The 24,522-nt window shown below is 64.2% G+C and carries 23 protein-coding genes, 1 tRNA gene and 1 pseudogene; 7 read left to right on the forward strand and 18 right to left on the reverse strand.

What is annotated here, in order from left to right:
• Positions 1-81 precede the first annotated feature (81 nt).
• The 4 genes from C404_RS50200 to C404_RS50215 all read right to left on the reverse strand — a co-directional run bounded on the left by C404_RS50200 (position 82) and on the right by C404_RS50215 (position 3,645).
• Positions 82-158: transfer RNA gene (locus C404_RS50200), tRNA-Gln, on the reverse strand.
• A gap of 50 nt (positions 159-208) precedes the next feature.
• Entirely contained in the window at positions 209-1,078 is an 870-nt protein-coding gene (ispE, locus tag C404_RS50205; RefSeq protein ID WP_021196390.1) for a 4-(cytidine 5'-diphospho)-2-C-methyl-D-erythritol kinase, read from the reverse strand.
• A gap of 18 nt (positions 1,079-1,096) precedes the next feature.
• Positions 1,097-1,708 (reverse strand): lipoprotein insertase outer membrane protein LolB, encoded by a 612-nt coding sequence (gene lolB / locus C404_RS50210; RefSeq protein WP_021196391.1) that lies wholly within the window; start codon positions 1,706-1,708, stop codon positions 1,097-1,099.
• Positions 1,708-3,645 (reverse strand): tetratricopeptide repeat protein, encoded by a 1,938-nt coding sequence (locus tag C404_RS50215; RefSeq protein ID WP_031329818.1) that lies wholly within the window; start codon positions 3,643-3,645, stop codon positions 1,708-1,710. The genes lolB and C404_RS50215 overlap by 1 nt, the downstream gene beginning before the upstream one ends.
• Positions 3,646-3,745: 100 nt before the next feature.
• On the opposite strand from C404_RS50215, the gene mutM reads away from it, so the two are divergent.
• From mutM to mutY, 3 genes are all read left to right on the forward strand, one after another.
• Complete coding sequence (mutM, locus tag C404_RS50220; protein ID WP_021196393.1) at positions 3,746-4,609, forward strand: bifunctional DNA-formamidopyrimidine glycosylase/DNA-(apurinic or apyrimidinic site) lyase; 864 nt, start codon at positions 3,746-3,748, stop codon at positions 4,607-4,609.
• 252 nt (positions 4,610-4,861) lie between these two features.
• Positions 4,862-6,814 (forward strand): dynamin-like GTPase family protein, encoded by a 1,953-nt coding sequence (locus C404_RS50225; protein WP_021196394.1) that lies wholly within the window; start codon positions 4,862-4,864, stop codon positions 6,812-6,814.
• Positions 6,815-6,916: 102 nt separating this feature from the next.
• Complete coding sequence (gene mutY, locus C404_RS50230) at positions 6,917-8,065, forward strand: A/G-specific adenine glycosylase (RefSeq protein WP_031329819.1); 1,149 nt, start codon at positions 6,917-6,919, stop codon at positions 8,063-8,065.
• A 23-nt stretch (positions 8,066-8,088) separates the two neighbouring features.
• Here mutY and C404_RS50235 read toward each other — a convergent pair whose 3' ends face one another.
• The 12 genes and pseudogenes from C404_RS50235 to C404_RS50290 form a co-directional block, all read right to left on the reverse strand.
• Positions 8,089-8,742 (reverse strand): LON peptidase substrate-binding domain-containing protein, encoded by a 654-nt coding sequence (locus C404_RS50235; protein WP_031329820.1) that lies wholly within the window; start codon positions 8,740-8,742, stop codon positions 8,089-8,091.
• A gap of 97 nt (positions 8,743-8,839) precedes the next feature.
• Positions 8,840-9,742, reverse strand: coding sequence for an RNase adapter RapZ (gene rapZ / locus C404_RS50240; protein WP_021196397.1), 903 nt, complete (start codon positions 9,740-9,742; stop codon positions 8,840-8,842).
• 93 nt (positions 9,743-9,835) lie between these two features.
• A pseudogene (locus C404_RS50245) lies at positions 9,836-10,188 on the reverse strand (PsiF family protein).
• A gap of 186 nt (positions 10,189-10,374) precedes the next feature.
• A complete protein-coding gene (gene hprK / locus C404_RS50250) occupies positions 10,375-11,349 on the reverse strand; it encodes an HPr(Ser) kinase/phosphatase (RefSeq protein WP_021196399.1) in 975 nt (324 codons plus the stop codon).
• Between the two features lie 73 nt (positions 11,350-11,422).
• On the reverse strand, positions 11,423-11,878 hold the full coding sequence (gene ptsN / locus C404_RS50255) for a PTS IIA-like nitrogen regulatory protein PtsN (protein WP_021196400.1): 456 nt from the start codon (positions 11,876-11,878) through the stop codon (positions 11,423-11,425).
• A gap of 346 nt (positions 11,879-12,224) precedes the next feature.
• Positions 12,225-12,578, reverse strand: a complete 354-nt coding sequence (gene hpf, locus C404_RS50260) for a ribosome hibernation-promoting factor, HPF/YfiA family (protein ID WP_021196401.1) — start codon at positions 12,576-12,578, stop codon at positions 12,225-12,227.
• Between the two features lie 51 nt (positions 12,579-12,629).
• Positions 12,630-14,138 carry an RNA polymerase factor sigma-54 gene (locus tag C404_RS50265; protein ID WP_021196402.1) on the reverse strand — a complete coding sequence of 503 codons (1,509 nt, stop codon included), beginning with the start codon at positions 14,136-14,138 and terminating at the stop codon, positions 12,630-12,632.
• Between the two features lie 131 nt (positions 14,139-14,269).
• The gene (gene lptB, locus C404_RS50270; RefSeq protein WP_021196403.1) at positions 14,270-15,058 is read right to left on the reverse strand and encodes an LPS export ABC transporter ATP-binding protein; all 789 of its coding nucleotides are present in this window, start codon (positions 15,056-15,058) and stop codon (positions 14,270-14,272) included.
• A 28-nt stretch (positions 15,059-15,086) separates the two neighbouring features.
• Positions 15,087-15,677, reverse strand: coding sequence for a lipopolysaccharide transport periplasmic protein LptA (gene lptA, locus C404_RS50275; RefSeq protein ID WP_021196404.1), 591 nt, complete (start codon positions 15,675-15,677; stop codon positions 15,087-15,089).
• Positions 15,678-15,750: 73 nt separating this feature from the next.
• Entirely contained in the window at positions 15,751-16,383 is a 633-nt protein-coding gene (gene lptC / locus C404_RS50280; protein ID WP_021196405.1) for an LPS export ABC transporter periplasmic protein LptC, read from the reverse strand.
• A gap of 4 nt (positions 16,384-16,387) precedes the next feature.
• Positions 16,388-16,999, reverse strand: coding sequence for a KdsC family phosphatase (locus C404_RS50285; protein WP_021196406.1), 612 nt, complete (start codon positions 16,997-16,999; stop codon positions 16,388-16,390).
• Positions 17,000-17,015: 16 nt separating this feature from the next.
• Complete coding sequence (locus C404_RS50290; protein WP_031329822.1) at positions 17,016-17,999, reverse strand: KpsF/GutQ family sugar-phosphate isomerase; 984 nt, start codon at positions 17,997-17,999, stop codon at positions 17,016-17,018.
• Between the two features lie 333 nt (positions 18,000-18,332).
• On the opposite strand from C404_RS50290, the gene C404_RS50295 reads away from it, so the two are divergent.
• Complete coding sequence (locus C404_RS50295; RefSeq protein ID WP_021196408.1) at positions 18,333-20,312, forward strand: monovalent cation:proton antiporter family protein; 1,980 nt, start codon at positions 18,333-18,335, stop codon at positions 20,310-20,312.
• A gap of 10 nt (positions 20,313-20,322) precedes the next feature.
• Here the strand turns inward: C404_RS50295 and C404_RS50300 are convergent, their stop codons facing one another.
• Positions 20,323-20,727: a ribbon-helix-helix domain-containing protein gene (locus C404_RS50300; protein ID WP_021196409.1), complete on the reverse strand. Its 405-nt coding sequence runs from the start codon at positions 20,725-20,727 to the stop codon at positions 20,323-20,325.
• 43 nt (positions 20,728-20,770) lie between these two features.
• A complete protein-coding gene (locus C404_RS50305; protein ID WP_021196410.1) occupies positions 20,771-21,349 on the reverse strand; it encodes a DJ-1/PfpI family protein in 579 nt (192 codons plus the stop codon).
• Between the two features lie 108 nt (positions 21,350-21,457).
• On the opposite strand from C404_RS50305, the gene C404_RS50310 reads away from it, so the two are divergent.
• The 3 genes from C404_RS50310 to C404_RS50320 all read left to right on the forward strand — a co-directional run bounded on the left by C404_RS50310 (position 21,458) and on the right by C404_RS50320 (position 24,502).
• Positions 21,458-22,066: an adenine phosphoribosyltransferase gene (locus C404_RS50310; protein WP_021196411.1), complete on the forward strand. Its 609-nt coding sequence runs from the start codon at positions 21,458-21,460 to the stop codon at positions 22,064-22,066.
• 126 nt (positions 22,067-22,192) lie between these two features.
• On the forward strand, positions 22,193-22,813 hold the full coding sequence (locus C404_RS50315) for a LysE family translocator (RefSeq protein ID WP_021196412.1): 621 nt from the start codon (positions 22,193-22,195) through the stop codon (positions 22,811-22,813).
• Positions 22,814-22,828: 15 nt separating this feature from the next.
• Positions 22,829-24,502, forward strand: coding sequence for a Na/Pi cotransporter family protein (locus C404_RS50320; protein WP_021196413.1), 1,674 nt, complete (start codon positions 22,829-22,831; stop codon positions 24,500-24,502).
• Positions 24,503-24,522: the final 20 nt, after the last annotated feature.

The raw sequence follows: 24,522 nt of genomic DNA on the forward strand, positions 1-24,522 counted from the left end.
CGGGGCACCTGTTTTCGACTTCAGACGCGCCGGTTGGCTGATACACCAACCGGGCTATTGCTGGGAACTATAAGGAAGAAATGGCAGGGGCGGAAGGATTCGAACCTACGCATGCCGGAATCAAAATCCGGTGCCTTAACCAGCTTGGCGACGCCCCTACACAACCGATCGGTTACTGCTTCCATTGCAGAAGCAATAACTGTAAACCTTACACAGCAAATCTCGCGAGCGGATGATGCGTCAGACCTGCCGCACATCGACCTTCCCACTCGGAAGGCACCTGATCCGCTACTGCTTGCGCATGCTCAACGTTATCGAACGGAGCAAACACACAGGCACCGGATCCGGTCATTCTTGCCAGAGGGCTGAACTGTCTTAGCCAGGCAAGTGCTCGGGCGATTTCGCCGTATTTCCTTTCCGCCACCGCTTGCAGATCGTTGCGACCGTAAGCGAAAACAATTTGTTGGTCAGGAAAGTCCATAATTATGGTGAGTGGCGTGTTACGTGTCAACCCCTCATCGGAAAAAATTGCGGGGGTGGGTACGTGGACGCGTGGATGGATGACCACGAACGCTGCTGGCGGCAGCGTGACGGGCGTGAGTTCTTCACCGATGCCCTCGGCAAACGCGTTCTGGCCGAACACGAAGAAGGGCACGTCGGCACCCAGCTTCAGGCCCAGCGCCATCAACGTCGTACGTGGCAGATCGAGGCCCCACAGGTGGTTGAGCGCGAGCAGCGTGGTGGCCGCGTCGGACGAGCCGCCACCAATGCCACCGCCCATCGGCAGGCGTTTTTCGATGGCGATGTCGGCGCCGTAGGTGCAGCCAGTTTCCGCTTGCAGCAGGCGTGCGGCGCGCATCACGAGGTCTTCATCGGCCGCTACGCCGGGCACGTCGGTGGTGCGGGCGAGGCGGCCGTCTGCGCGTCGCGAGAAGTGCAACGTGTCGCACCAGTCGATGAGCTGGAAGACCGTTTGCAGCAGGTGGTAGCCGTCGGGCCGTCGGCCGACCACGTGCAGGAACAGATTGAGCTTGGCGGGCGCCGGGCAGTCGCGCAGCTCGGTGGGTGCGGAGGTCATGGTGAGGCGATGACGACGTTACCGGTCCAGCACGAGCCGCACCGTGAGCGGTCCGTTGGTGCCCTGCGGGCGATCGAGATCGAGCCGGCGGATGCGCGCGTCGGCGGAGGTGTCGTCCGTCCAGGCGACGTAGTGCACGGTCCAGCCGTTCTGTTCGATGATTTCGGGCCGCGATTGCGCGTCGCGTGCCACGCGCGCCGGCGTGCCGGGGGCAGGGCGGGCGCGCAGCCAGTCCCGCAGGCCGGACACCGGCAGCGAGAAGCCGAGCGCATCCTGCATCAGCGTGTCGACTTCGGGTGCGCGGCGCGGCGGCTGGTTGGGCAATTCAAGCGTGGCGCCCTGATCGTTCTGGCTGACCACCGCCAGCGTCTGGCCCAGCGGCGACATCAACTCAAGCTGCACATCGGTGCCGCGCTCGCGCCACAGGAAGCTGCCCACCGCACTTTGTTCGGCGTTGCCTTGCGTGTAGCGCGCCGAGAACCGGCCCTGATAGCGCGTGATGGTCGTGTCGTTGTCTTTCGCGCCGGCGAACAGGTCGTTGGCCGGGCGCACGCTTGCGCAGCCGGCGAACAGCGCGCAACTCGCGCCCAGCACCAATGCGCCGAGCGCGCGGGAAAACTGCAGCGTCATCAGTTCGCGCTCACGGGAACGTCGGGAATCGGCTGGCCGAAGCGGCGCAGCGTGTCGCGCAGGGTGTTGTCGTTGATGTCGAGCTTGGACGCTTCCGTCCAGATTTTGCGGGCATCGTCCTGCTTGCCCGATTGCCACAGCACTTCACCCAGGTGGGCGCCAATCTCGGCTTGCGGCGCGGAGCTCCATGCCTTGCGCAGGATGTCGGTGGCGGCCGGCAGATCGCCGCGGCGGTATTTGACCCAGCCCAAGCTGTCAGCAATGTAGGGATCGCCCGGCGCCAGTGAAACGGCCTTCTCCAGCAACTCCTGCGCTTCCTGCAGGCGCACGTTGCGATCGGCCAGCGAGTAGCCGAGTGCGTTGTAGCCGATGGCCTGGCCGGGGCGCAGGTCGATCACCTTGCGCAGCAGCGTTTCCATGTTGTCGTAGTGGCCGTCGTGCTCTTCGAGCATCGCCAATTGGTATGTGTACTCAACGTTGTCCGGATCGGCCTTCAGCAGCTCATTGACGCGGGCACGGGCGCGGCCAAAGGCCTTTGCGTCCATCAGCATGCCGATTTCGGCCTGGCGGATGCCGTCCATCAGGGCTTGGCGGCGCGGGCCGTCGGGAATGTCTTCCGAGTCGGCAACGAGTTCGTCGAAGGCCTGTTGCGCTTCGTCGATGCGGCGCAGCTTGCCGAGCAATTGGCCGCGCTTGATGCCGGCTGCCAGCGCGGTCTGGCCGTCAGCATCACCATTGGCCGAGCCGGTGATCTTGTCGACCCAGGTCAGTGCGCCGGCGTAGTCGTGCTTTTCCTCGGCGAGCTGGGCGAGGCCCTGATAGCCGGGTTCGGGGCTCAGCGTGGGCGATTTGGCCGTTGCCGCGAGGTATTCCTTCAGGTAGCGCTCGGCAGCGTCGTACTGGCGCTGCTGCAGTGTCAGCAGGCCCAGTGCCAGCGTGATGCGCGCATCGTTGGGGGCGATCTTCTTGAGTGCCTCGAATTCGCCGCGGGCCTTGTCTTGCTGATCGCGCACGAGGTACATGCGGGCGAGCGCCAGATGGCCGTCGATGGAGGCGGGCGCGGCCTTCAGGAAGGTGCGCAGGCCGGCGATGGCGGCATCGGGGTCATCATCGGCGCGCAGCTCGGCGGCCAGGATGGCGGCGTCTTCATAGCCGGGACGCAGTTTGAGGGCGGTGTCCAGTTCCGACAGCCCACCCGGCACATCCTTGGCGACGACCTTGGCGCGTGCCAGGGCCAGGTGCGTCTCGGGGCGCTGCATATCGTGCGAGGCGATGCGCTGCAGCGCGGCCACGGCGCCGGCGGGGTCGGTGCTCTTGGACATCTGCTGCTGCAGCTGCAGGATGGCGTCGGCGCGTTGGCCGGGCGACACCTTGTTCAGCTGCGCCTGCAGCATCGGCTCGACTTCCGACCACTTGCCCGTGGCCACCAGCAGGAGCTGCTGCACCTGGCGCGCCGGCATGGAGGTCGGCGACAGCTCGACCCACAGCCGCGAGGCGGTCAGCGCCTGCGCGGGCGAGCGGGTCAGGAAGGCGATTTCAGTCGCACGCTGGGCGAAGCGCGGGTCGCGCGTGTCTTGCGCGAGATCCAGGTACGTGCGGTATGCCGGCTCGACCAGCCCACGCTGCAGCGAGATTTCCGACGCCAGCACGCGGTACATGATGTCTTGGTCGAGTGCGATCGACGGCAGGTCGGTGCGCTCCGAACTCAGCAGGCCACCACGGGGGCGCGAGCGCTCGAGCGTGATGGTGGGGCGGTTGCCGGTGCCGCCTTCCTGTGCTGCCTGGGCGATCAGCGGGGCTGCGGTGGTTGGGTGTGCCGCCCATGCCGGCAGACTTGCCAATCCTCCCGCAATCAGCGAGGCGAGCAGGATCGCTCGGCAGCGCGGAAATCGCCGCGGGCGTTGCATCGCTGGCGAACGGGAGAAAGCGTGGGGCATGGTCTTGAAGCTCCGGATGGTGTTCAGGGCATTGTAGCCTGACCGCTACAATCGCCCGCATCGTAAAAAAGGTTGGAGCAGCACATGCGACGGAGGTTCGATGCCTGAGTTGCCAGAGGTGGAAGTCACCCGCCTGGGTTTGCTACCGCATATTACGGGGCGACGTATCGTGCGCGCCGTGGTGCGCCATCACGGGCTGCGCTGGCCGGTCGATCCTGCCTTGCCAGCGTTGCTCGCCGGCCTGACCGTCACGCGCCTGTTGCGCCGTGGCAAGTATCTGCTGATCGAATGCATGCCCGACGCGGGCCACGCCGATACCGCTGGCGGCTGGCTGCTGATCCACCTCGGCATGACCGGCACCCTGCGTGTGCTGGAAACCCCGGTTTCACCCGGCCCGCACGATCACGTGGACCTTGAACTGGTCGACGCAACCGGCGTGCCGATCACGCTGCGCTATCGTGATCCGCGCCGTTTTGGTGCCGTGCTCTGGCACCCCGGTGATGAAGCCGGGTTGGCCGAGCACCCGTTGCTGCGCAACCTTGGCATCGAGCCCTTCGATGCGCGTTTCGACGGCGATTGGATGTACACCCGTACGCGCGGGCGCAGCGTCGCCATCAAATCGGCGCTGCTGGCGGGCAACATCGTGGTCGGCGTGGGCAACATCTACTGCTCGGAAAGCCTGTTCAGAGCCGGCATCCGGCCCACCACGGCAGCCGGGCGCATCAGCCGGCCGCGCTACGCCGCGCTGGCCGACGCCGTTCGTGCCACGCTGGCTGACGCCATCGCCCGGGGTGGCAGCACGCTGCGCGATTTTGTTGGTTCCGACGGCCAGAGCGGGTATTTCCAGCTCGATGCGTTTGTGTACGACCGGGCCGGTCTGCCATGCCGTGTGTGCGGCACACCGATCCGCCAGATCGTCCAGGGCCAGCGCTCCACGTTCTATTGCCCGACCTGCCAGCGCTGAGGCGGCTTTCCAAGCGATTTGCCCGTCATTTCGCAAGGTTTTCAAAGGGGGGTGACGGGCTGACGATGGCATCCCGCAACACTTGGCTGCCCGGCCCGGACAAGTCGGCGGAAAGTTCTCCCGGAACCTGTTGGTTCCCTGTATCGTTCCACCTAAATTTGTGCATTTCTGTGCCGTAATGGGCGGTAACAGCGATGCCGAGGGGGCGCGCGCATTTGCATGGTCGGGGCGCGCACAAAATAAGACAGAACGATGAATAACACACTGAGCACACAGTTCGAGCAGTACGGTACCTGGCGCGCTTCGGTACTGCAGTCAGTGGGAGAATTCCAGGACTGGCTGCAAGCCCAGGAGCTGTACGACGCCCAGGCCGATATGCGCGCCCAGCGCATTCGCGGCGTCCTGCGCAGCGATAAGCTCAAAGTCGCTTTCATTGCCGAGTTCTCTCGCGGCAAGAGCGAGCTGATCAACGCCATCTTTTTTGCAGACTTTGGCCGCCGCATTCTGCCGTCGTCGGCGGGCCGGACCACGATGTGTCCGACCGAGCTGATGTACGACGAAAGCTACCCGCCGTCGATCCGTCTGCTGCCGATCGAGACGCGCCTGCATGACGCCTCGACCGCTGATTTCCGTGACGCCGGCAGCCACTGGCTGTCGGTGCCGCTCGATCCGTCGTCGCCCGAGGGCATGCTCGAAGCGTTCCGCCATGTGGTGGAAACCGTGCGTGTGCCCAAGGAAGAGGCCGAACAACTGGGCTTGTACAACGACGCCGATCCGGACGCCGCCTTCTCGGTGGATGCCGCCGGTACGGTGGAAGTGTCGAAGTGGCGCCACGCGATCATCAATTTCCCGCACCCGATGCTCAAGCAGGGTCTGGTGATCCTGGATACGCCGGGCCTGAACGCCATCGGTACTGAACCTGAGCTGACGCTGCGCCTGATTCCGGATGCGCACGTCGTTGTGTTTGTGCTGGCAGCCGATGCCGGCGTGACCAAGAGCGATCTGGAGCTGTGGCGCTCGCATGTGGGCGGTGGCCAGCGCAAGGGCTGCATCGCCGTGCTCAACAAGGTCGATGGCCTGTGGGACCCGCTCAAGACCGAGCAGGAAATCGAGAACGAAGTCAGCCGCCAGATCATGACCACGGCGCAGGTGCTCGATATCGATGTCGAGCGCGTGTATCCGGTGTCGGCGCAGAAGGGCTTGCTGGCCAAGGTCAGTCAAGACCACGAGCTGCTGGCGAAGAGCCGTCTGCCGGAACTGGAGTCGGTGCTGTCGGATCAACTGATCCCGCAGCGTCGCGAGATCGTCACGGAACAAGTGCAACTGGCGGTGAAGGACATGGCCGCCGGTGCGCAGCAACTCCTGCAGATGCGCCGACGTGACATCGTCGAGCAGTTGTTCGAGCTGCGCGGCCTGCGCGGCAAGAACCACACGATGGTCAAGCACATGCTGATGCGCGTGCAGGGCGAGAAGGAAGAGTTCGAGCAGAGCATTGCCAAGTTCCAGGCGCTGCGCACGGTGTTCGGCCGCCACAGCGCGGAGATCATCAAGAGCGTGCAGCTCAAGCAGATCCGCTCGACCATGCGTGAAGCGCGCGAGAAGATGAAAGAGCGCGTGTTCTCGCGCGGCCTGCGTGATGACATGGACAAGCTGTTCGGCCACCTGACCGGCCTGGTGCGCGATGCGGCCAGCCGCATCGACCAACTGCACCAGATGGTCGACGGCATGTACAAGAAGTTCAACGCGGAGCACGGTTTCACGCTGTCGCCGCCGCTGCGCTTCCTGGGCACGCGCTACGACGCCGACCTGAAAGAAACGCTGATGCTCGCGCACAACCACTTTGGCGCGTTCAGCTTCCTGACCCGTCCGAAGCCGCAACTCGTGCACGGCGCGTTCTCGACGGTGGCCAGCCGCGTGCTGGATACCTTCCAGGACATGAACCGCGACATCGAGATCTGGCTGAAGTCGGTCATGACGCCGCTCGAAGCACAGGTGCGCGATCACCAGAAGCAGTTGCGCAAGCGCGTCGATTCGATCGAGCGCATCCACGAAGCCACTGACACGCTGGAGGCGCGCATCGCCGAGCTTGAGGCGCTGCTTAATACGCTCGACGAGCGCAGTGGCACGATCGCCCAGTACACCGATCGCATCCTTGCGGCGGGGACGCTTCTGGAACGGCACTCGCTTCACTCTGTCGCGGCTTGATGCGAACGTTGCTCATGAGAAAGGCGCCTGCGGGCGCCTTTTTTGTTCTGGTAGGATCGCCGCCAGCGTGCGCTTTTCGCGCACCGCTTCTTCATCACACGCATGACCGCCACCCCACGCCGCACCCGCCGACCCGCGCAACCTGCTCCCGCCTTGCCCTCGCTCCCTGACGATTTTGCCGTACGCGTGATCGCCTGGCAGCAGCGTCATGGCCGCCATCATCTGCCGTGGCAGAACACCGGCGACGCATATCGGACGTGGCTATCGGAGATCATGCTGCAGCAGACGCAAGTGACTGCCGTGCTGGGTTACTACGCGCGCTTCATCGAACGTTTCCCGACGGTGCAGGCATTGGCTGCCGCACCGGCTGATGACGTGATGGCTGCATGGGCGGGCCTCGGCTACTACACGCGCGCTCGCAACCTGCATCGTTGCGCACAGATTGTGGTGGCCGAGCATGGCGGCCTCTTCCCGCGCGATCCCGAGGTATTGGCATCGCTGCCGGGCATTGGGCGCTCGACCGCCGCGGCCATCGCCGCGTTTTCGTATGGCGTGCGCGCGGCCATTCTCGATGGCAACGTCAAGCGCGTCTTCGCACGGGTGTTCGGCATCGACGGTTTTCCTGGCGACAAGCGTGTCGAAGACACCATGTGGCGCATCGCCGAAGCCGTGCTGCCATCGGCCGAAGGCGTTCAGCCGTACACGCAGGGTTTGATGGATCTGGGCGCAACCGTCTGCACGCGTGGCAAGCCCGCGTGCCTGACCGGCGAGCGCGCGTGTCCGCTTGAATCGTTGTGCGAGGCGCGCAGCACCGACCGCGTGATGGCGCTGCCTGTGCCGCGTCCGCGCAAGGCGATTCCAGAGCGTGCCGCCACCATGGTGATCGCCCTGCACGGTGAGCGTGTGCTGCTACAGCGACGCCCGCAGCGCGGCATCTGGGGCGGGCTGTGGTCGTTGCCGCTGGTGGGGGAGATGGACGATGCGCTCGACGCGCATCCGTTGGACGTAGATGTCGTGCGCGACGCTGCGCAGGTCTACGGTACGGTCTCGGCCGTGGAAACCGCCGGTGCGCTCACGCACACCTTCACCCATTTTCGCTTGCACATGCATCTGCTGCGCGCGGACATTGCCCAGCCCGCAGCGCTCGACGACGACTGGCGCTGGGTGCCGCTTGCGCAATTGAACTCGGTGGGATTGCCTGCGCCCGTGAAGCTGGCGCTGGAGACATTGGTGCAGCCGAGCCTGATCTAAGCCTGAGCCCGGTTCCGGCAGCATCAGAGAATGTGATGCTGCTTCATGTAGCGATGGACGATCTCGATGCGCATGCCGGCGTCCATCAGTTCCATCAGTTTCTGCTTGGCCTTGAGCGGCACCGGCAGCAATTCACACAGCCGGTTGGCGACCCAGCTTGGGCTGTTCCACTCGTACGGCTCGGCCATCAGCACGTGGCCGTCTTCGCGCGTGCTCAAGGTCGTGACGATGCGGCGCAGGGCGTTCACGCAATCATCGAAAAGCTCGCCCTTGCAGTCCTGCACGTCGGCGCCGATGGGCTCTACCGTGCCGCGCATCAGACCGTTGGACGTGGTCTCGAATGACAGCACCTTGAAGCGCTGCGTGCCGCGCACCTTGATCATCAGCAGGCCCAGTTGCTCCATGTCGCATTCGACGATGTGGGCAATGCAGCCGACGTCCACCGGCACGGTCGACGCATCTGCCGTGGCGACTTCATTGCCGCGCTCGATCAGGCAGACGCCGAAGGGGGTCTGGTCGCGCAGGCAGGTGCGGACCATATCCATGTAGCGGGCTTCGAAAATACGCAGCGGGAGAAGACCGCCGGGAAACAGCACCGTGTGCAGCGGAAACAGCGACAGCTCGGTGGGCAGCGGCGGCAGCGGTGAGAACGGCGAGAGAGCGATGTCTTCTTGCATGAGCGAGTGGAGCGGACGGCGGCAAGACTTTCGCGTGGCGCCGCGCAAGCCGTATCCGTACATCCTGCAGGCTGGCTCGGCGCGCATGGCGCGCGGTTCAGCCCTCTACGGCCAATTCGCGGTGGCGGACCAACACATTACCATGCGCGCGGAAGTACGTGGCGAGCCGCTCGGCGATATACACCGAGCGATGCTGGCCGCCCGTGCAGCCGATCGCCACCGTCAGGTAGCTGCGGTTGTCGGCAATGAAACTCGGCAGCCACTTTTCGACGTACGCGCGGATGTCTTCGGCCATCGCCAGCACCATTGGCTGGCTTTGCAGGAAATCGATGACGGGCTGGTCGCGGCCGGTCAGCGGGCGCAACTGCGTGTCGTAGTACGGGTTCGGCAGCGAGCGCACGTCGAAGACGAGGTCGGCATCCGTCGGCACGCCGTGCTTGAAGCCGAACGATTCGAACATCAGGGTGATGTCGTGCGGCTCATCGCTGATGAATTCCTTGATGTACGCGCGCAGGGCGTTGGTGCGCAGCGTGCTGGTGTCGATGCGATGTGCGGGGTCGGCCAGCGGGCTGAGCAGCTCGCGCTCCATCTCGATGGCTTCGATGAGCGATGTGTCGGCGTCTTTCGGCGCTTGCGGCGGTTCAGCGTTTGCATGCGCAGATGCGGGGCGACCGTTGCGGATGGAGAGCGGGTGACGACGGCGCGTTTCGGAATACCGTTGCACCAATGCGTTCGTGCTGGCGGTCAGGAACAGCATGCGGACGTCGTGTTCCTTGCGCAGCGTCGTGATGGTCTCGGGCACCTTGCGCAGCGATTCGCGGCTGCGGATGTCGGTGGCCACGCCCAGGTGCGTATAGCCCTGGTCCGCCAGATAGCGCGCCAGTTCGGGAATGAACTGCGCAGGCAGGTTGTCGACGCAGTAATAGCCTGCGTCTTCGAGCACGTTCAGGGCGACCGATTTCCCTGAACCCGACATACCGGTGATGAGAATGATCCGCATGCCGCGAGGATAGCATCCCTCTGTGGCAAACCAGAGACCAAAGAAAAAGGCGACCGCCCGGGTCGCCTTTCTGGTGTTGCTCTAAGCGGATGCTCAGCTCTTCGAGAGGCACTCTTTCTGGGCGTTCTTGTACTCGTCGCCCTTCTTGCCCTTGTTGGCCTTCGAGCAGGCAGCCATCTTTTCCTGCTGGGTCATCGGTGCGGCGGCCGGGGCAGCGTCGGTCTTGCCGGACAGGCAATCGCTCTGGGCCTTCTTGTAGTCAGCGCCCTTTTTGCCCTTGTTGGCCTTCGAGCAGGCAGCCATCTTCTCTTGCTGCGAATTCTTGGCTGCCGGGGCGGCGCTGCGGGTGCGGCCGGGGCAGCCGCAGCCGGTGCGCTACCTTGGGCAAACGCCTGGCCGGCCAGGAACGGGAGCGCCAGGGCGCAAGCGGCAATCAGTTGTTTCATCGTCGTATTCTCCTTGGGTACCGTCAGAAGAGCGGGCGGAGACAAGCCGCCGCGCTCGCGATGAACGCCGCCGCGTGCGTGCCCGGCGCATTCCCCTCCACAACGGGGCGGGGGCATGTCGGGTTGACGTTTCTCGACAAAACTAGGGTAAAACCCCTCGAATTGCGAAGCTTTGTAACGATTTTGTTAAAGCAACCGGCCCTGGGGCGAATGCGATGCCGCTTCAGCCTGCATGGCGGCGCGCTGGCGGTCCATGAAGTCGCGCAGCGTGTCGATGCCGCGCAGGCGCAGGATGGTGTTGCGCACGGCGGCCTCGACCAGTACTGCCAAGTTGCGGCCGGCCGCCACCTGAATCTTTACCATGTGGATCGGCAGGCCGAGCACATCGAGGTATTGCGAATCCAGCGGCAGACGTTCGAACTCGCCGTCGTTGCGGCGCACGAGCTGCACGATCAGCTTGATCTTCATCTTCCGGCGCACGGCCGTCTCACCGAAGATCGTCTTGATGTCGAGCAGGCCCAGGCCGCGCACTTCCAGCAGGTTTTGCAGCAGCGGCGGGCAGCGGCCCTCGATGAAATCCGGCCCCAGGCGCACGAAGTCGACCGCGTCGTCGGCCACGAGGCCGTGGCCGCGCGAGATCAGCTCCAACCCAAGTTCGCTCTTGCCCAGGCCCGAGTCGCCCATGATGAGCACGCCCATGCCGAGAATGTCGAGAAACACCCCGTGCATCGTCACGCGCGGCGCCGAAATGCGCGACAGGTACAGGCGCAGGTGGTCAATGACGGCCGCTGATGAAATCGGCGACGTGAACAGCGGTGTGGACGAGCGCGTGCAACGCAGTTCCAAATCGGGCGGCGGATCCACGCCGTCAGCTACCACCAGGAAGGGCGGTTCCAGCAGGATCAACTCACCCATCTGGCGCTTGCGGTTTTCTTCCGACAGGCGCTGGTAGTAGGTGATCTCGGGCTTACCGAGCACCTGGATGCGGTTCGGGTGGATGAGGTTCAAGTGCCCGACCAGGTCTGCCGCTGACGTGGCCTCCTTGGCGAAATCCACATCGAACGCGCGGTCTGCGCCTTCCAGGCCGGCGACCCACGACAGCTTCAGGTCAGCTGCGTTGTCGTCGAAGATCGATTGGGCGGTGACGCCAGTCAGTTCCATAGCAGGGCGCGGTGATGCCGCTGGGCGGTGCGCATTCGCAATCGGTTGCGTTGCTGCACCGATTGCGCCGCGCTCAGGGCCGCCAGTCGGTCAGTAGCTGGTGAATCGCCTCGGGCGACGGCAGGGTGGCGAGGCCTTCGCGCATGTCGCGGTCGGACAGCAGTTGGGCAATTTCAGAGAGGATCTCCAGATGCTGCTGGGTGGCCTGTTCTGGCACCAGCAGGAAGATCAACAGCGAGACAGGCTTGCCGTCGGGCGACTCGAACGGCACCGGCTCGGCCAGGCGCATGAACGCTGCCAGAGGCTGCTTAAGCCCCTTGATACGGCCGTGCGGGATGGCCACGCCAGCACCCAGGCCAGTGGAGCCGAGCGATTCGCGCGCGAACAGGTTGTCAGTGACGACCGCGCGGGCGACGCCGTGATTGTTCTCGAACAGCAGACCGGCCTGTTCAAAGACCCGCTTTTTGCTGGTTACGCTGACGTCGAGGGCAATGTTCCCGGGCGGCAGCAGTTTGGCCAAGCGATTCATGTGCAATGCGTGAAATGAGCGGCGTCCTTCTGCACCAAGATGGCGCGGACAATCGGGTCATTATAGACCACGTGCCGCGCGGCATTGTGCGGCGCACCAGCGGTGTGCCGCGCAGGACAGAAGGCGAATCCCCCAAGGCTGCGATTCAGTCGGTGCGGGCAAATTGCGCCTGAGCATCGACCCTGTTGTTGCCAGCATGGCGGCAAAACCCACGCCACGCCCAGCATTCATACTTTCGTCAGATTTTAGCCCGACTTAATTCGGATGCAATCGGATTCGTCAGGAATGCACCACGGCATAAAAAAACCGCGCCATCTGAGGGCGCGGTCTTTTGCGGTGCGGGCTGCTATTGCTGCATCTGCACGGCCTGGAGGGCCTGATGCTTTACGCTGTCGCGGTCATGTCCTTGCACACGATCCTTGTACTTGATGACCTGCCTGTCCAGCTTGTCGACCAAGAGGTCGATGGCCGCATAAAGATCTTCATGGTGTGACTCGACGAAGACGTCTTTACCCTTGAGGTGCAGGTTGATTTCCGCGTACTGGCGACGGTTCTTCTCCTTGTGGTTATCGACCGATAGCAACACGCTGACGCCAATCACCTGATCGAAGTGCCTGATCACACGCTCCAGTTTCGTTTCCACGTATTCACGCAACGGCGGCGTGATGTCCAGGTGGTGTCCACTGAGTTTGAAGTTCATAGCGGTTCTCCTTCTCACGGATGGGCCGCACCGGAATTGCCCGCGATGCGGCTATAAAGACTTGCGCAGATTCACTGCTGGGATCTTGAGGGCTTCGCGGTATTTGGCCACCGTCCGACGGGCCACCACGAATCCTTGTTCACCTAACAGCTCGGCAATTCTGCTATCGGACAGAGGATTCTTCGGGTCTTCGGCTCCTACAAGTTGCTTGATGAGCGCGCGTATCGCAGTGGATGACGCGGCCCCGCCGGTTTCCGTCGATACATGGCTGCCGAAGAAGTACTTCAGCTCAAACGTCCCCATGGGCGTTGCCATGTACTTGTTGGTCGTCACACGGGAGATCGTGGACTCGTGTAGGCCCAGCGTATCAGCTATTTCCCGCAAAACCAAGGGGCGCATGGCGATTTCGCCGTGCGTGAAAAAGCTCTTTTGACGTTCGACAATAGCTTGCGAAACACGCAGGATCGTGTCGAAGCGCTGCTGAATGTTCTTGATCAGCCAACGAGCTTCCTGCAGTTTCTGCTGCAGATTGGCGGCACCGGTTTCCCCACGACTGCTGCGCAGAATTTGCGCGTACATGTCGTTGATGCGCAGGCGCGGCATGACGTCCGGATTGAGTTGTGCCATCCAGCCAGCACTGGTCTTGCGCACGACGACGTCGGGCACCACGAAGTCGGCTTCTGCGCGGCCGAAAGCGTGTCCGGGGAATGGCGCCAACGAACGGATCAGTTCATGCGCTGCCTTCAGCGCGAGTTCATCGACGGACAGCGCCTTCTTCAGCCGCGTGTAGTCACGTGCAGCAAGCAGTTCGAGATGCTGGTTGACGATGATGAGCGCGAGCGCCTTCGCCGGTGAATCAAGTCGATGCAACTGCAGCGACAGGCATTCGGCTGCCGAGCGTGCACCGACGCCCGGTGGATCGAAACTCTGCAGCATGCGCAGCGCGGCCTGCAGCTCATCGAGTTCGACTTCGAGTTCGGCGGGCAGGTCGGTGAGGACTTCGTCGAGCGTAGCGGAGAGATAGCCCTCATCGTCGAGCGATTCGATCAGGAAGATGACGAGGCCCTTGTCGCGCATCGACAGCTTGAGCGGCGCGAGCTGTTCCATGAGGAATTCGCGCAGGCTTTGTTCGGCTTCGCGCAACTGCAGCGGGGCGCGATCGTCTTCATCCGATTGCGGCTTGCGGGCGAAGTCGTCGAGGCTCCAGTCGGAGCGGTCGGAGCCGTAATCGCTGTCGAAATCGGCGCCGCTGTCGTGGCCGTCGTAGCTGTTGTCGGGGGTGTCGGAACTGTCCGCGCCGTTGGGCGAAGGCGGTGGCGATTCGGTGGGCAGCGGCGTGGCGTTGTTGTTCTGCAGCGCGTTGACGGAGCCGTCCGCGCCGATGCGCGCGGAGGTGTCGAGCCACTCGTTTTCCCGCTCCAGCAGCGGGTTTTCGGTCAGTGCCTGTTCAACTTCCTGCTGCAGTTCGATGGTCGATAACTGCAGCAGCCGGATGGACTGCTGCAACTGCGGCGTGAGCGCAAGATGCTGAGAGAGGCGGAGCTGGAGCGACTGTTTCATGCGGGCTATTCTATGCCCAACAGTCAGTCGATGGAACGGATTTTGCTTTAAGGTGCGCCCTTACCACGTCCATTCGCACGTCCGTTCGCACGTCCTTACGACGTAAGCGCCGTGTGCGATCAATCGGTGGCTTACATCCGGAAGTTATCGCCCAGATAGACCTTGCGCACATCCTCGTTTTCGATGATCTGCGCAGGGCTTCCGGCGGCGAGCACCGAGCCTTCGCTGATGATGTAAGCGTGATCGCAGATGCCCAGGGTTTCACGCACGTTGTGATCGGTGATCAGCACGCCGATGTTGCGGTTTTTCAGGAAGCTGACGATGCGCTGAATTTCGCCCACGGCGATCGGGTCCACGCCGGCAAACGGTTCATCGAGCAGGATGAAGCGCGGCGACGAGGCCAGTGCCCGGGCAATTTCCACACGACGGCGCTCACCGCCCGAAAGCGACAGCGCGGGGTTATCGCGCAGGTGGGCGATCTGCAGGTCGTCGAGCAGGCCGTCGAGGCGGCGGTTGACCTCGTCTTGCGAGAGCTTCTTGCCGTCCTGCTCTTGCAACTCGAGCACGGCGCGGATGTTCTCCTGCACGTTGAGCTTGCGGAACACCGAGGCTTCCTGCGGCAGGTACGACAGGCCCATGCGCGCGCGCTGGTGGATCGGCAGGCGGCTGATGTGCTCGCCGTCGAGCACGATGTCACCGGCGTCCAGCGCCACGAGGCCCACGATCATGTAGAACGACGTGGTCTTGCCCGCGCCGTTGGGGCCGAGCAGGCCGACCACTTCACCGCTCTTCACGTCGAGCGATACGTCCTTGACCACCGTGCGCGTGCCGTAACGCTTCTTCAGATGGCGTACGACCAGCGTGCTGGAGGTCGTGGCCTGCGGAGCGACGGTCTTGGGGGCGAGGGTAGTTGCGGACATAGACGATACGGAAAGACAGGCGTGCGGATCAGGGCTTGGTGGCAGGTGCGGGCGAACCCGGCGTGCCCGGTGTGCCGGTGCGCGGTGCAAGAACGGCACGCACGCGGCCCGACGGATTGGCGGCGGTCGTGTTCTCCGGGCCGCCCGAGGCCGTGTAGAACTCCTTCTGGCCGTCGTATGTGATGACCGCGCCGCGGATCTCATCGAGCTGCGTGGCACCCTGCAGGCGCTCCATGCGCGCGCGGGTGATCAGCTTGGAGATCTCTTGCTTGCCGTCGTACTCGATGCGCTCGCCCCAGCCCTGGATGTATTCGTCGACGTTGTCGCGCTTCTGGCGGATGAAGGCCAGATTGCCGGGCTTGGAGGTGGCGATGGCGTAGTTGTAGCCCTCCGGGTCGGTGCGCAGATCGGCCTCGTCGGAGCGCAGCACCATGGTGCCCTTGGTCAGCACGACGTTGCCGGTCAGGTGGTAGACCTGCTTCAGATCGTCGTAGCTGGCGTTATCGGCTTCGAGCACCAGCGGCTTGTCGCGGTCGGCGCGCTCGGCATGCGCGGGCAGGGCCGGGAGCAGCAGCGCAGCAGCGATGGCAAGGCCGGCGGCACGGAGAGAGTCGGTCATGGAGATCAATTCAGACAGAGAATAGCGCGGTCGATGGGCGTGGTCAGGGGCGGGGGTGGACGCAGTCTACTGTCTACTGCTTCGGCGTTCCCAGCCCTTCGATCCGGCCGCGCACATTGCCCAGCAATTGTACTTGGCGCGTCACGTTGTTGAAGGTGAGGCCGTTGGCGTTCATGATCGACGGCCCACGGTGCAGTTCGACCGGCTTGTCGGTGCGCACGATGTCGTCGTTGAGCAGCACCTGGAAGTAGGTCGAATCGGCGGTCATCAGCGGGTCCTGGCGCGGGTCAGGGCCTTGCGCGCGGACGACCTTGGCGTTGTTGTACAGATCAATGATGGTGCCTTCGCCGTTCATCTTGCCCAGATCGGCGCGGGCGGTCACCTGCGGTCGGTCGGGCGCGTATACGCGCAGTGCCGGAAAGGTGACGTCGTAGGTCAGGTCGTCCTCGTAATGGTTCATGTGGACGCCGGTGAAGCGATATTTGGTCACGCCTTTCTCGTCCAGCGCGGTGGCCGAGACGCCGTCCATCATGTAGTCGGCAACGTGGCGCTTGGGCTGGTTGGCGGTTTCGTCGGTTTGCGGCGTGTTGACCTGCACCAGCAGGAACGTGACACCGCAGACGATCGCCATCAGCAGGATCGGCAGCCCGCGCAGCATGATCTGCAGCACGGTGGAGACGAGGTGTTGGGAGCGTTCGCTGGCCATGGGGTCAGAAAGTTTGCGGGGCCTGCAGTGGGGGTTGCAGCGGGGTTTCCAACATTTGGGCGAGCAGGTTGTCGTAGGCGCCCTGGGCCTTGAGGATCAGGTCGGCCACTTCGCGCACGGCGCCACGGCCGCCAGTCGCCTGGGCGACATAGTGGGCGCGGTTGCGCAGTTCAGCGTGGGCCTGGGCGGGGCAGGCGGCAAAGCCCACCAGCGCCATCACCGGCAAGTCTGGCCAGTCGTCACCCATGTAGCCTGCATCCTGCGGTTGCAGTTCGGTGGCAGCCAGCAGGTGGGCAAATGCCTCGCGCTTGTCGGCTACGCCTTGGTACAGATGTTCGATGCCGAGTTCCCCGGCACGCCAGGCGACGATCTCGGAATGCCGGCCGGTGATGATGGCAGACGTGATGCCCGCCTGGGCCAGCAGCTTGATGCCGTGGCCATCGAGTGTGTCGAAGGCCTTGCTGATCTCGCCCTCGGGGCCGACCAGCAGGCGGCCGTCGGTCAGCACGCCATCCACGTCGAAAATCATCAGGCGCACGCGCGCGGCGCGTTCCATCGCTTGCGGAAAGCGGGCGTCGATGTTGCTGTGGACGGGGGATTCTGCCGGGGCGGACATCAGCAAAGTGTCAGGCTTAGATGACCTTGGCGCGCGTCAGGTCGTGGATGTGCAGGGCGCCCACCAGCACGCCGGCGGCATCGACCACCAGAAGCTGGTTGATGCGGTGCGTTTCCATGACCTCGACAGCCTCGACCGCGAGTTGGTCGGGGCCGACCGAGCGCGGGTTGCGGTGCATGACTTCAGCCATTGGCACGGTGCGCCAGTCGCGCGGCGTTTCCAGCAGGCGGCGCAGGTCGCCATCGGTGAAGACGCCCACGGCGTGGCCGTCAGCGTCGACCACGGCGGTCATCGCCATGCCTTTGCGGGTGATTTCCATCAGCGCCTGCGACAGCGGCGTGTCTTCCTGCACGCGGGGGATGGCATCACCGGCGCGCATGACGTCACGCACGTGGGTCAGCAGCTTGCGGCCGAGCGAGCCGCCCGGGTGCGAGCGGGCGAAGTCTTCGGCGCCAAAGCCGCGCGCATCGAGCACGGCCACGGCCAGCGCGTCGCCCAGTGCGATCTGGGCGGTGGTGCTGGCGGTCGGCGCCAGGTTCAGCGGGCAGGCTTCGACGTCGACGTGTGAATTCAGCACGACATCGGCATGCTTGCCGAGGGAGGATTCCGGGTTGCCCGTCACGGCGATCAGCTTGGCGCCCAGCCGCTTGACGAGCGGCAGGATGGCGTTCAGCTCCGACACCTCACCGGAATTGGAGAAACCGATGAAGACGTCGTCGCGCGTGACCATGCCGAGGTCGCCATGGCTGGCTTCAGCCGGGTGGACAAAGAAGGCCGGCGTGCCGGTCGAGGCCAGCGTGGCCGCGATCTTGCGCGCAATGTGACCGGATTTGCCCATGCCCGAGACGACCACGCGCCCCGTGCAGCCGAGCACCATCTCGACCGCGCGCGCAAAGTCGGCGGACACCTGGGATTTAAGACCGAGTACGGCTTGCGCTTCGATGTCGAAGGTCTGCTGCGCCAGCGCAAGCGCTCGATCTGGGTTGAAATTCGCTATCATGGCGGCGAAGTATAACAACGATTGACACGGGTCCCGGCCGCTTGCTGCTTGGTTTGGCACGGATTGGGGCTCGGCTTGCGGGGAGTTGCGGAGCGTACGGGCGCTTCGTTTTGCTGCACCGCGGCAAAACTCTTTCAAATCACTTTTCTTCCCGTCGCCACGCCGTCATTTTTTGCTCTGCGGCGTCCCGCGTATCGCGTTCTTCGTTTATACCCTGGCATCGGTCTTGCAACGCGCTGTGTGCTGCCTGCGGCATGTTTGCCGTGTGCACCGTCCTGATGCGCCGGTGCTGTCCACCCTGTCCAACCCCTTTCGCCTGGTTTTTCGAGCTGCATGCATTCGCCGCTGGAACTCACTCTCGTGCTGTTGGCCGCCGCCGTGATCGGCGTGGTGTTGTTCCGCATGCTGCAGTTGCCGCCCATGCTGGCCTACTTGGTGGTGGGCGTGCTGATCGGGCCGAAGGCGACGGGGCTGGAGTCCGATTCTGCGCAGACGCGCTACCTCGCCGAGTTTGGCGTGGTGTTCCTGATGTTCTCGATCGGGCTGGAGTTCAACCTCTCCAAGCTGCGCTCGATGCGGCGGCAGGTGTTTGGGCTGGGCGCGTCGCAGGTGGCGCTGACCATGCTGCTGACAGTGCCGATCACCATGCTGCTGTCGCACTGGTATCCGCTGTCGTGGCAGGCGGGCCTGGCGCTGGGCGGCGCGCTGGCGATGTCGTCCACAGCCATTGTCTCGAAGATGCTGGCCGAGCGCCTGCAGCTTGAAACCGAGCACGGCCGCAACATCATCAGCGTGCTGCTGTTCCAGGATCTGGCGGTGGTGCTGTTGCTGATCGTGGTGCCGTCGCTGGGCAAGAACCCGACGGACCTCGTGCTGGCGCTGTCCGTTGCCGCCGTGAAGATCACTGTTGCGCTGGTGTTGATCTTGTTCCTGGGGCAGAAGCTGCTCTCGCGCTGGTTCCACCTGGTGGCGGCGCGCCGCTCGCAGGAGCTGTTCATGCTGAACCTGCTGCTGGTGACGCTGGGCATGGCAGCGTTGACCGAGCGATTGGGCCTGTCGATGGCGCTGGGCGCGTTCCTGGCCGGCATGCTGGTGTCGGAAACGCCCTACAAGCTGCAGGTGGAAGAGGACATCAAGCCGTTTCGCGATGTGCTGCTGGGCTTGTTCTTCGTGACCGTGGGCATGCTGCTGGACCCGCGCGTGGTGGTTGAGCACTGGGCGCTGGTGCTGGTGCTGGTGGCCGGGCCGGTGCTGTTCAAGTTTGTGCTGATCGCGTTTCTTGCGCGCGGCTTTGGCTCGGGCGGCGGCGCGGCGATCCGCACGGCGCTGGGGCTGGCGCAGGCCGGTGAATTCGGTTTCGTGCTGCTCAACCAGATCGACGGCATGCACTTGATCGACCCGCTGCTCAGCCAGGCGATTCTGGCGGCGATGCTGCTATCGATGCTGATTGCACCGTTCCTGATCCAGTACAGCGACGTGATCGCCATGCGGTTCTCGCGTACGGATTGGCTGCTGCAATCGCTGGCGATGACCAAGATCGCCGCACAGAGCATCGCCACCGAGCGCCACGTCATCATCTGCGGTTACGGGCGCAGCGGCCAGAACCTGGCGCACATGCTGGAGCAGGAAGAGATCGGCTATATGGCGCTCGACCTGGACCCGGATCGCGTGCGGGATGCCGCGGCGGCGGGCGAGCACGTGGTCTATGGGGATGCAGCGCGGCGTGAATCGCTGGTGGCGGCGGGTATCCACCGCGCGGCGGCAGTGGCCATTACGTATGCGGATACGGCCTCGGCGCTGAAGGTGCTGCACCACGTGCAGGCGCTGGAGCCGACCCTGCCTGTGATCGTCCGCACGATTGACGATGCTGATCTGGACCGCCTGCAGCAGGCCGGTGCCACCGAGGTCGTGCCCGAGATCATTGAGGGCAGCCTGATGCTGGCCTCGCACGCGCTGGTGCTGCTGGGTGTGCCGCTGCGCCGCGTGGTGCGCCGCGTGCAGGAAACCCGTGACGCGCGCTACAGCCTGCTGCGCGGCTACTTCCACGGCCAGGACGATGAAGAGGACATGCTGGAGCGCGATGCTGTGCGCCTGCATTCGGTGCCGCTGACCAAAGGTTCACCCGCCATTGGCCGCAAGCTCGGCACAATGGGGCTGGAGACTTTCAAGACCTCGGTGACGGCGATACGGCGCCAGGGTATCCGCGCGCTCGATCCGGACCCGGATACGGTGCTGGAGCTGGGCGATATCGTCGTGCTGCGCGGCACCCCCGAGGGGCTGCAGATGGCAGAGGAGCGGCTCTCGCCGCGTTGAGCCGGCCGCGCTACTTGGCCAGCGCTTCAAGTAGCGGCCCGCGTGAACGACGCGGTGGTGGGCTGTCGGCCAAGCTTGGCGGCAAGCCCGCCAGCACAGCAGCGGCATCCAGCGAGCGGATCGATACGCGCGTATCGGCCGGAATGCGCCCACCCTGCTGCAGCATCAGATAACGCAGGCAGCAGACGCGCAGGAACGAGGCAAAGTTGGCCACCTCGCCCCGATGCTCCAGCAACTCGTCATACAGCTTGCTGATGAGCTGACTGACCGTCAGGCCATCGCGCAGACCGATTTCTTCCAGCACCTCCCAGAACAGGCACTCCAGTCGCACGCTGGTCGCCACGCCATGCAGGCGTAGCGAGCGGGCCAGGGTGTCGTACGAATGGGGATTGGCGCGGATGAAGATTTCGCACATGGCCGGGGCTCCTCGTCAGGCGCCCGGCGTGCGGGCAACCGCATCAGTGTAGAACCCGTGTCCCCAGGACTTCAAGAAACTGCGCAAGCCACGCGGGATGCGCCGGCCAGGCGGGTGCTGTCACCAGCTTGCCATCGGTGTAGGCCTGGTCGACGGGGATGTCCCGGAAGGTGCCGCCCGCCGCCGTGACTTCCGGGCCACATGCCGGGTAGGCCGAACACGCTTTGCCTTCCAGCACGCCCGCCGCCGACAGCAGTTGCGCTCCGTGGCAGATGGCCGCGATGGGTTTATCGGCGCGGGCGAAGTGGCGCACGATCTCAAGCACGCGGGCGTTCAGGCGCAGGTATTCGGGCGCGCGGCCACCGGGCACGACGAGTGCGTCATAGGCCGCCGGATCGATATCGGCAAAGGCAGCGTTGAGGGCAAAACGATGGCCGGGCTTTTCGGAGTAGGTTTGCGCGCCTTCGAAGTCGTGCACGGCAGTGGCGACGGAGTCGCCAGCCTTCTTGTCCGGGCAGACCGCATGCACCGTGTGGCCGACCATCTGCAGGGCCTGGAAGGGCACCATCACTTCGTAGTCTTCGACATAGTCGCCCACCAGCATCAGAATCTTCTTCGCCACGGTTGTCTCCTGTATGGTTGCGGTCTGCCCATTGTGGTGACGCGCCGTCTGCCGTGGGTGGTAGCCGGTTACCACAGTCCGCGCAAATCGCCTTTTCCCATTCCTGTCATGACCAACGTTCCTCACCATCAGGCGGCTTTGCTCACGCCGTCGTCCGTGCCTGCGTCCACCGAGCTGGGCGACGTGACGCGCTACCTGCGCGAGCGCATCCGCACCGTGCCGGACTGGCCACAGCCGGGGGTGATGTTTCGCGATATCACGCCGCTGCTGCAGGACCCGAAGAGCCTGCGCGTGCTGGTGGATGTGTTTATCCATCGCTACATGGGGCAGGGGCTGAGCTTGGTGGCGGGCATCGACGCGCGCGGGTTCATCCTCGGCTCGATCGTGGCGTATGAGCTGAACCTGGGCTTCGTGCCGATCCGCAAGAAGGGCAAGCTGCCGTTCACCACGGTGGCGGAGGAGTACCAGCTCGAATACGGCAGTGCGACAGTGGAAATCCATTCCGACGCCTGCAAGCCCGGCGACCGCGTCTTGCTGATCGACGACCTGATCGCCACCGGCGGCACCATGATGGCCGGCAAGCGCTTGCTGGAACGTCTGGGTGCGACGGTGGTGGAGGGCGCGGCGATTGTCGATCTGCCCGAACTGGGCGGCTCGCGCTTACTGATCGAAGGTGGGTTGCCGCTGTTCACGGTCTGTCACTTCGACGGCCATTGACGTAGCCGCACAGCCCCCGAGCGATGCATTCACCGCATACGCTCATGTGACAAAAATATGACACTTTGTGACCGTGCGCGGTAGCATGGTCGCTTCCGTTTTTTCTTCCACTGCCAGGAGGCGCCGATGCCCCACGTGCTGCTGTTTCTGCTGACCTCGATTGCCATTACGGTGATGCCGGGGCCGGACAACCTGCAGGTGATCGCACGTGGTGCGAGCCAGGGCCGCAAGGCCGGGTTGGCGGCAGCGGCCGGGTTTGCGTCGGGTTGCCTGTTCCACACGACGCTGGCGGCGCTGGGGCTGGCGGCGGTGTTGCAATCCTCGCCCGTGGCGTTCCAGGCGATCCGCTGGCTGGGCGCGGCCTACCTGATCTGGCTGGGTGTGCAGGCGCTGCGCAGCAAGGGCGGTGTCGGTTTGAACAACGGTGGGCTGCAGGCGGCGCCAGACCTGTGGCAGGTGTTTCGCCAAAGTGTGTTCGCCAACCTGCTCAACCCGAAGGTGACGCTGTTCTTCGTGGTGTTCCTGCCGCAGTTCGTCGATGCGCAGGCCGGGCATGCGGCGCTGCAGATGCTGCTGCTGGGCGGCGTGTTCATGGCACAGACCATCGTCGTGTTCAGCCTGTATGGCTGGTGCGCGGCCGCATTGGGCGGCTGGATGCGCCGCACGCCGCGCGCATCGTTGTGGCTCGATCGCGTGAGCGGTTGCATCTTCATCGGGTTGGGGCTGCGCGTTGCGCTGACCAAGTAAGCGCAACGGAAACTGATGTACACGCTGCTCAAACTGCTCTCGGGTGTGGCCCTGCTGGTCTGGGGCACGCAGACCGTCAAGGTCGGCATGCTGCGCCTGTATGGAGCGGACTTGCGCCGGCTGCTGTCGCGCAGCGTGTCGAACCGGTTCTCCGCGCTGCTGGCGGGTATTGGCGTGACGTGCCTGGTGCAGAGCAGTAACGCAACGGCCACCATCGTCGGGGCGTTTGTTGCGCAGGGTTTGATGGGGGTGTCGTCGGCGCTGGCCATCTTGCTGGGGGCCAACGTCGGCACGGCGCTGATGGCGCAGGTGTTTGCGCTGAACCTGTCGTGGCTCTCACCGCTGCTGATCTTCTTTGGTGTGATCCTGCATCTGTCGCGCAAGGGCAGCCCGGTCGGGCACTTTGGGCGTGTGCTGATCGGCCTGGGGCTGATCATGCTGGCGCTGGAGCTGATTGCGGTGGCGGCCAGCCCAATGGTCGAGGCCAATGCGCTGCGCGTGCTGCTCAGTTCCATCTCCGCCGATACGGGCTTGAACATGCTGATCGGCGCGGTGCTGACGCTGCTGTGCTATTCGAGCCTGGCGGTGGTGCTGTTCTGCGCCACGCTGGCGACGTCTGCGGCGGTGTCGGTCAAGGTGGCTTTTGCGATTGTGCTGGGGGCCAACATTGGCAGCGCCATCGCCGCATTGGCGACCACACCGGCATCCAGCCAGGCTGCGCGCCGTGCCACGCTGGGCAATCTGCTCTCGCGCGTGCTCGGTGCTGCGCTGGTGTTGCCGTTCCTGGGTAAGCTGGCCGAGCTGGCGCCGCATGTTGGGGTGGCGTTGCAGCACGTGGTGGTTGCGTTTCACGTGTTGTTCAACGTCGCGCTGGCCGCGCTGCTGATCGGTTTCACTGATCAGATGGCCCGCCTGTGCACGCGCATCCTGCCGGGTGGTCGGCACCTCGACGAGCTTGTCGCGCCGCGCTATCTCGACCCGTCGGCGCTGGCCACGCCCACGCTGGCGCTGGGCAATGCCTCGCGCGAGGTGCTGCGCATTGGCGACCGCGTCGAGCAGATGCTGGAGAACACGCTGCGCGTGCTCAAGACCGACGACGTGCGTCTGCTGCAGACCACGCGCGCCGTCGACGACGAGGTCGACGCGCTCTACTCGGGCGTCAAGTTCTACCTCACCCAGCTCAGCCATGAGGCACTCGATGACCGCGATGGCAAGCGCTGGACCGACATCATCTCCCTCACCATCAACCTGGAGCACGCCGGCGACATCATCGACCGCCTGCTGCAGGACGTGCGCGAGAAGAAGATCGCGCACAAGCTGACCTTTTCCGAGGCCGGCTTGCAGGAGTTGGAGAATATGCACACGCAGCTGGTCGCCAACCTGAAGCTGTCGATGTCGGTATTCCTGACGGGCGATCTGCCGAGCGCCCAGCGACTGATGTTGCAGAAGGTGCACTTCCGCGATCTGGAGAAGCGCTATGCGCGCAGCCACCTGGCGCGCGTGTCGGAACAGACCGCCGAAAGCATCGAAACCAGTTCGCTGCATCTGGACATCATCAGTGACTTCAAGCGGCTGAACTCGCTGTTTTGTGCGGCCGCGTACCCGGTACTGGATGAGGCAGGCGCCCTGAACCGCAGCCGCATGAAGGACACCGACGAGGTTGAACCGGAAGCCGCCGCCGGGCAATAGCCTGCCGTTTCACCAACGAC

Source organism: Ralstonia sp. AU12-08 (assembly GCF_000442475.1).
In the GTDB taxonomy this organism is placed as follows: Bacteria; Pseudomonadota; Gammaproteobacteria; order Burkholderiales; family Burkholderiaceae; genus Ralstonia; species Ralstonia insidiosa.

Coding starts and splice junctions, on each gene's coding strand:
- ptsN (WP_021196400.1), bottom strand. CDS start 11,878: ATGAATCGCTTGGCCAAACTGCTGCCGCCCGGGAACATTGCCCTCGAC.
- C404_RS50310 (WP_021196411.1), top strand. CDS start 21,458: ATGACCAACGTTCCTCACCATCAGGCGGCTTTGCTCACGCCGTCGTCC.
- hpf (WP_021196401.1), bottom strand. CDS start 12,578: ATGAACTTCAAACTCAGTGGACACCACCTGGACATCACGCCGCCGTTG.
- C404_RS50285 (WP_021196406.1), bottom strand. CDS start 16,999: ATGTCCGCCCCGGCAGAATCCCCCGTCCACAGCAACATCGACGCCCGC.
- hprK (WP_021196399.1), bottom strand. CDS start 11,349: ATGGAACTGACTGGCGTCACCGCCCAATCGATCTTCGACGACAACGCA.
- C404_RS50320 (WP_021196413.1), top strand. CDS start 22,829: ATGTACACGCTGCTCAAACTGCTCTCGGGTGTGGCCCTGCTGGTCTGG.
- C404_RS50290 (WP_031329822.1), bottom strand. CDS start 17,999: ATGATAGCGAATTTCAACCCAGATCGAGCGCTTGCGCTGGCGCAGCAG.
- C404_RS50300 (WP_021196409.1), bottom strand. CDS start 20,727: ATGTGCGAAATCTTCATCCGCGCCAATCCCCATTCGTACGACACCCTG.
- C404_RS50225 (WP_021196394.1), top strand. CDS start 4,862: ATGAATAACACACTGAGCACACAGTTCGAGCAGTACGGTACCTGGCGC.
- C404_RS50215 (WP_031329818.1), bottom strand. CDS start 3,645: ATGCCCCACGCTTTCTCCCGTTCGCCAGCGATGCAACGCCCGCGGCGA.
- rapZ (WP_021196397.1), bottom strand. CDS start 9,742: ATGCGGATCATTCTCATCACCGGTATGTCGGGTTCAGGGAAATCGGTC.
- lptA (WP_021196404.1), bottom strand. CDS start 15,677: ATGACCGACTCTCTCCGTGCCGCCGGCCTTGCCATCGCTGCTGCGCTG.
- C404_RS50315 (WP_021196412.1), top strand. CDS start 22,193: ATGCCCCACGTGCTGCTGTTTCTGCTGACCTCGATTGCCATTACGGTG.
- lptC (WP_021196405.1), bottom strand. CDS start 16,383: ATGGCCAGCGAACGCTCCCAACACCTCGTCTCCACCGTGCTGCAGATC.
- C404_RS50235 (WP_031329820.1), bottom strand. CDS start 8,742: ATGCAAGAAGACATCGCTCTCTCGCCGTTCTCACCGCTGCCGCCGCTG.
- lptB (WP_021196403.1), bottom strand. CDS start 15,058: ATGTCCGCAACTACCCTCGCCCCCAAGACCGTCGCTCCGCAGGCCACG.
- mutY (WP_031329819.1), top strand. CDS start 6,917: ATGACCGCCACCCCACGCCGCACCCGCCGACCCGCGCAACCTGCTCCC.
- C404_RS50295 (WP_021196408.1), top strand. CDS start 18,333: ATGCATTCGCCGCTGGAACTCACTCTCGTGCTGTTGGCCGCCGCCGTG.
- C404_RS50265 (WP_021196402.1), bottom strand. CDS start 14,138: ATGAAACAGTCGCTCCAGCTCCGCCTCTCTCAGCATCTTGCGCTCACG.
- ispE (WP_021196390.1), bottom strand. CDS start 1,078: ATGACCTCCGCACCCACCGAGCTGCGCGACTGCCCGGCGCCCGCCAAG.
- lolB (WP_021196391.1), bottom strand. CDS start 1,708: ATGACGCTGCAGTTTTCCCGCGCGCTCGGCGCATTGGTGCTGGGCGCG.
- mutM (WP_021196393.1), top strand. CDS start 3,746: ATGCCTGAGTTGCCAGAGGTGGAAGTCACCCGCCTGGGTTTGCTACCG.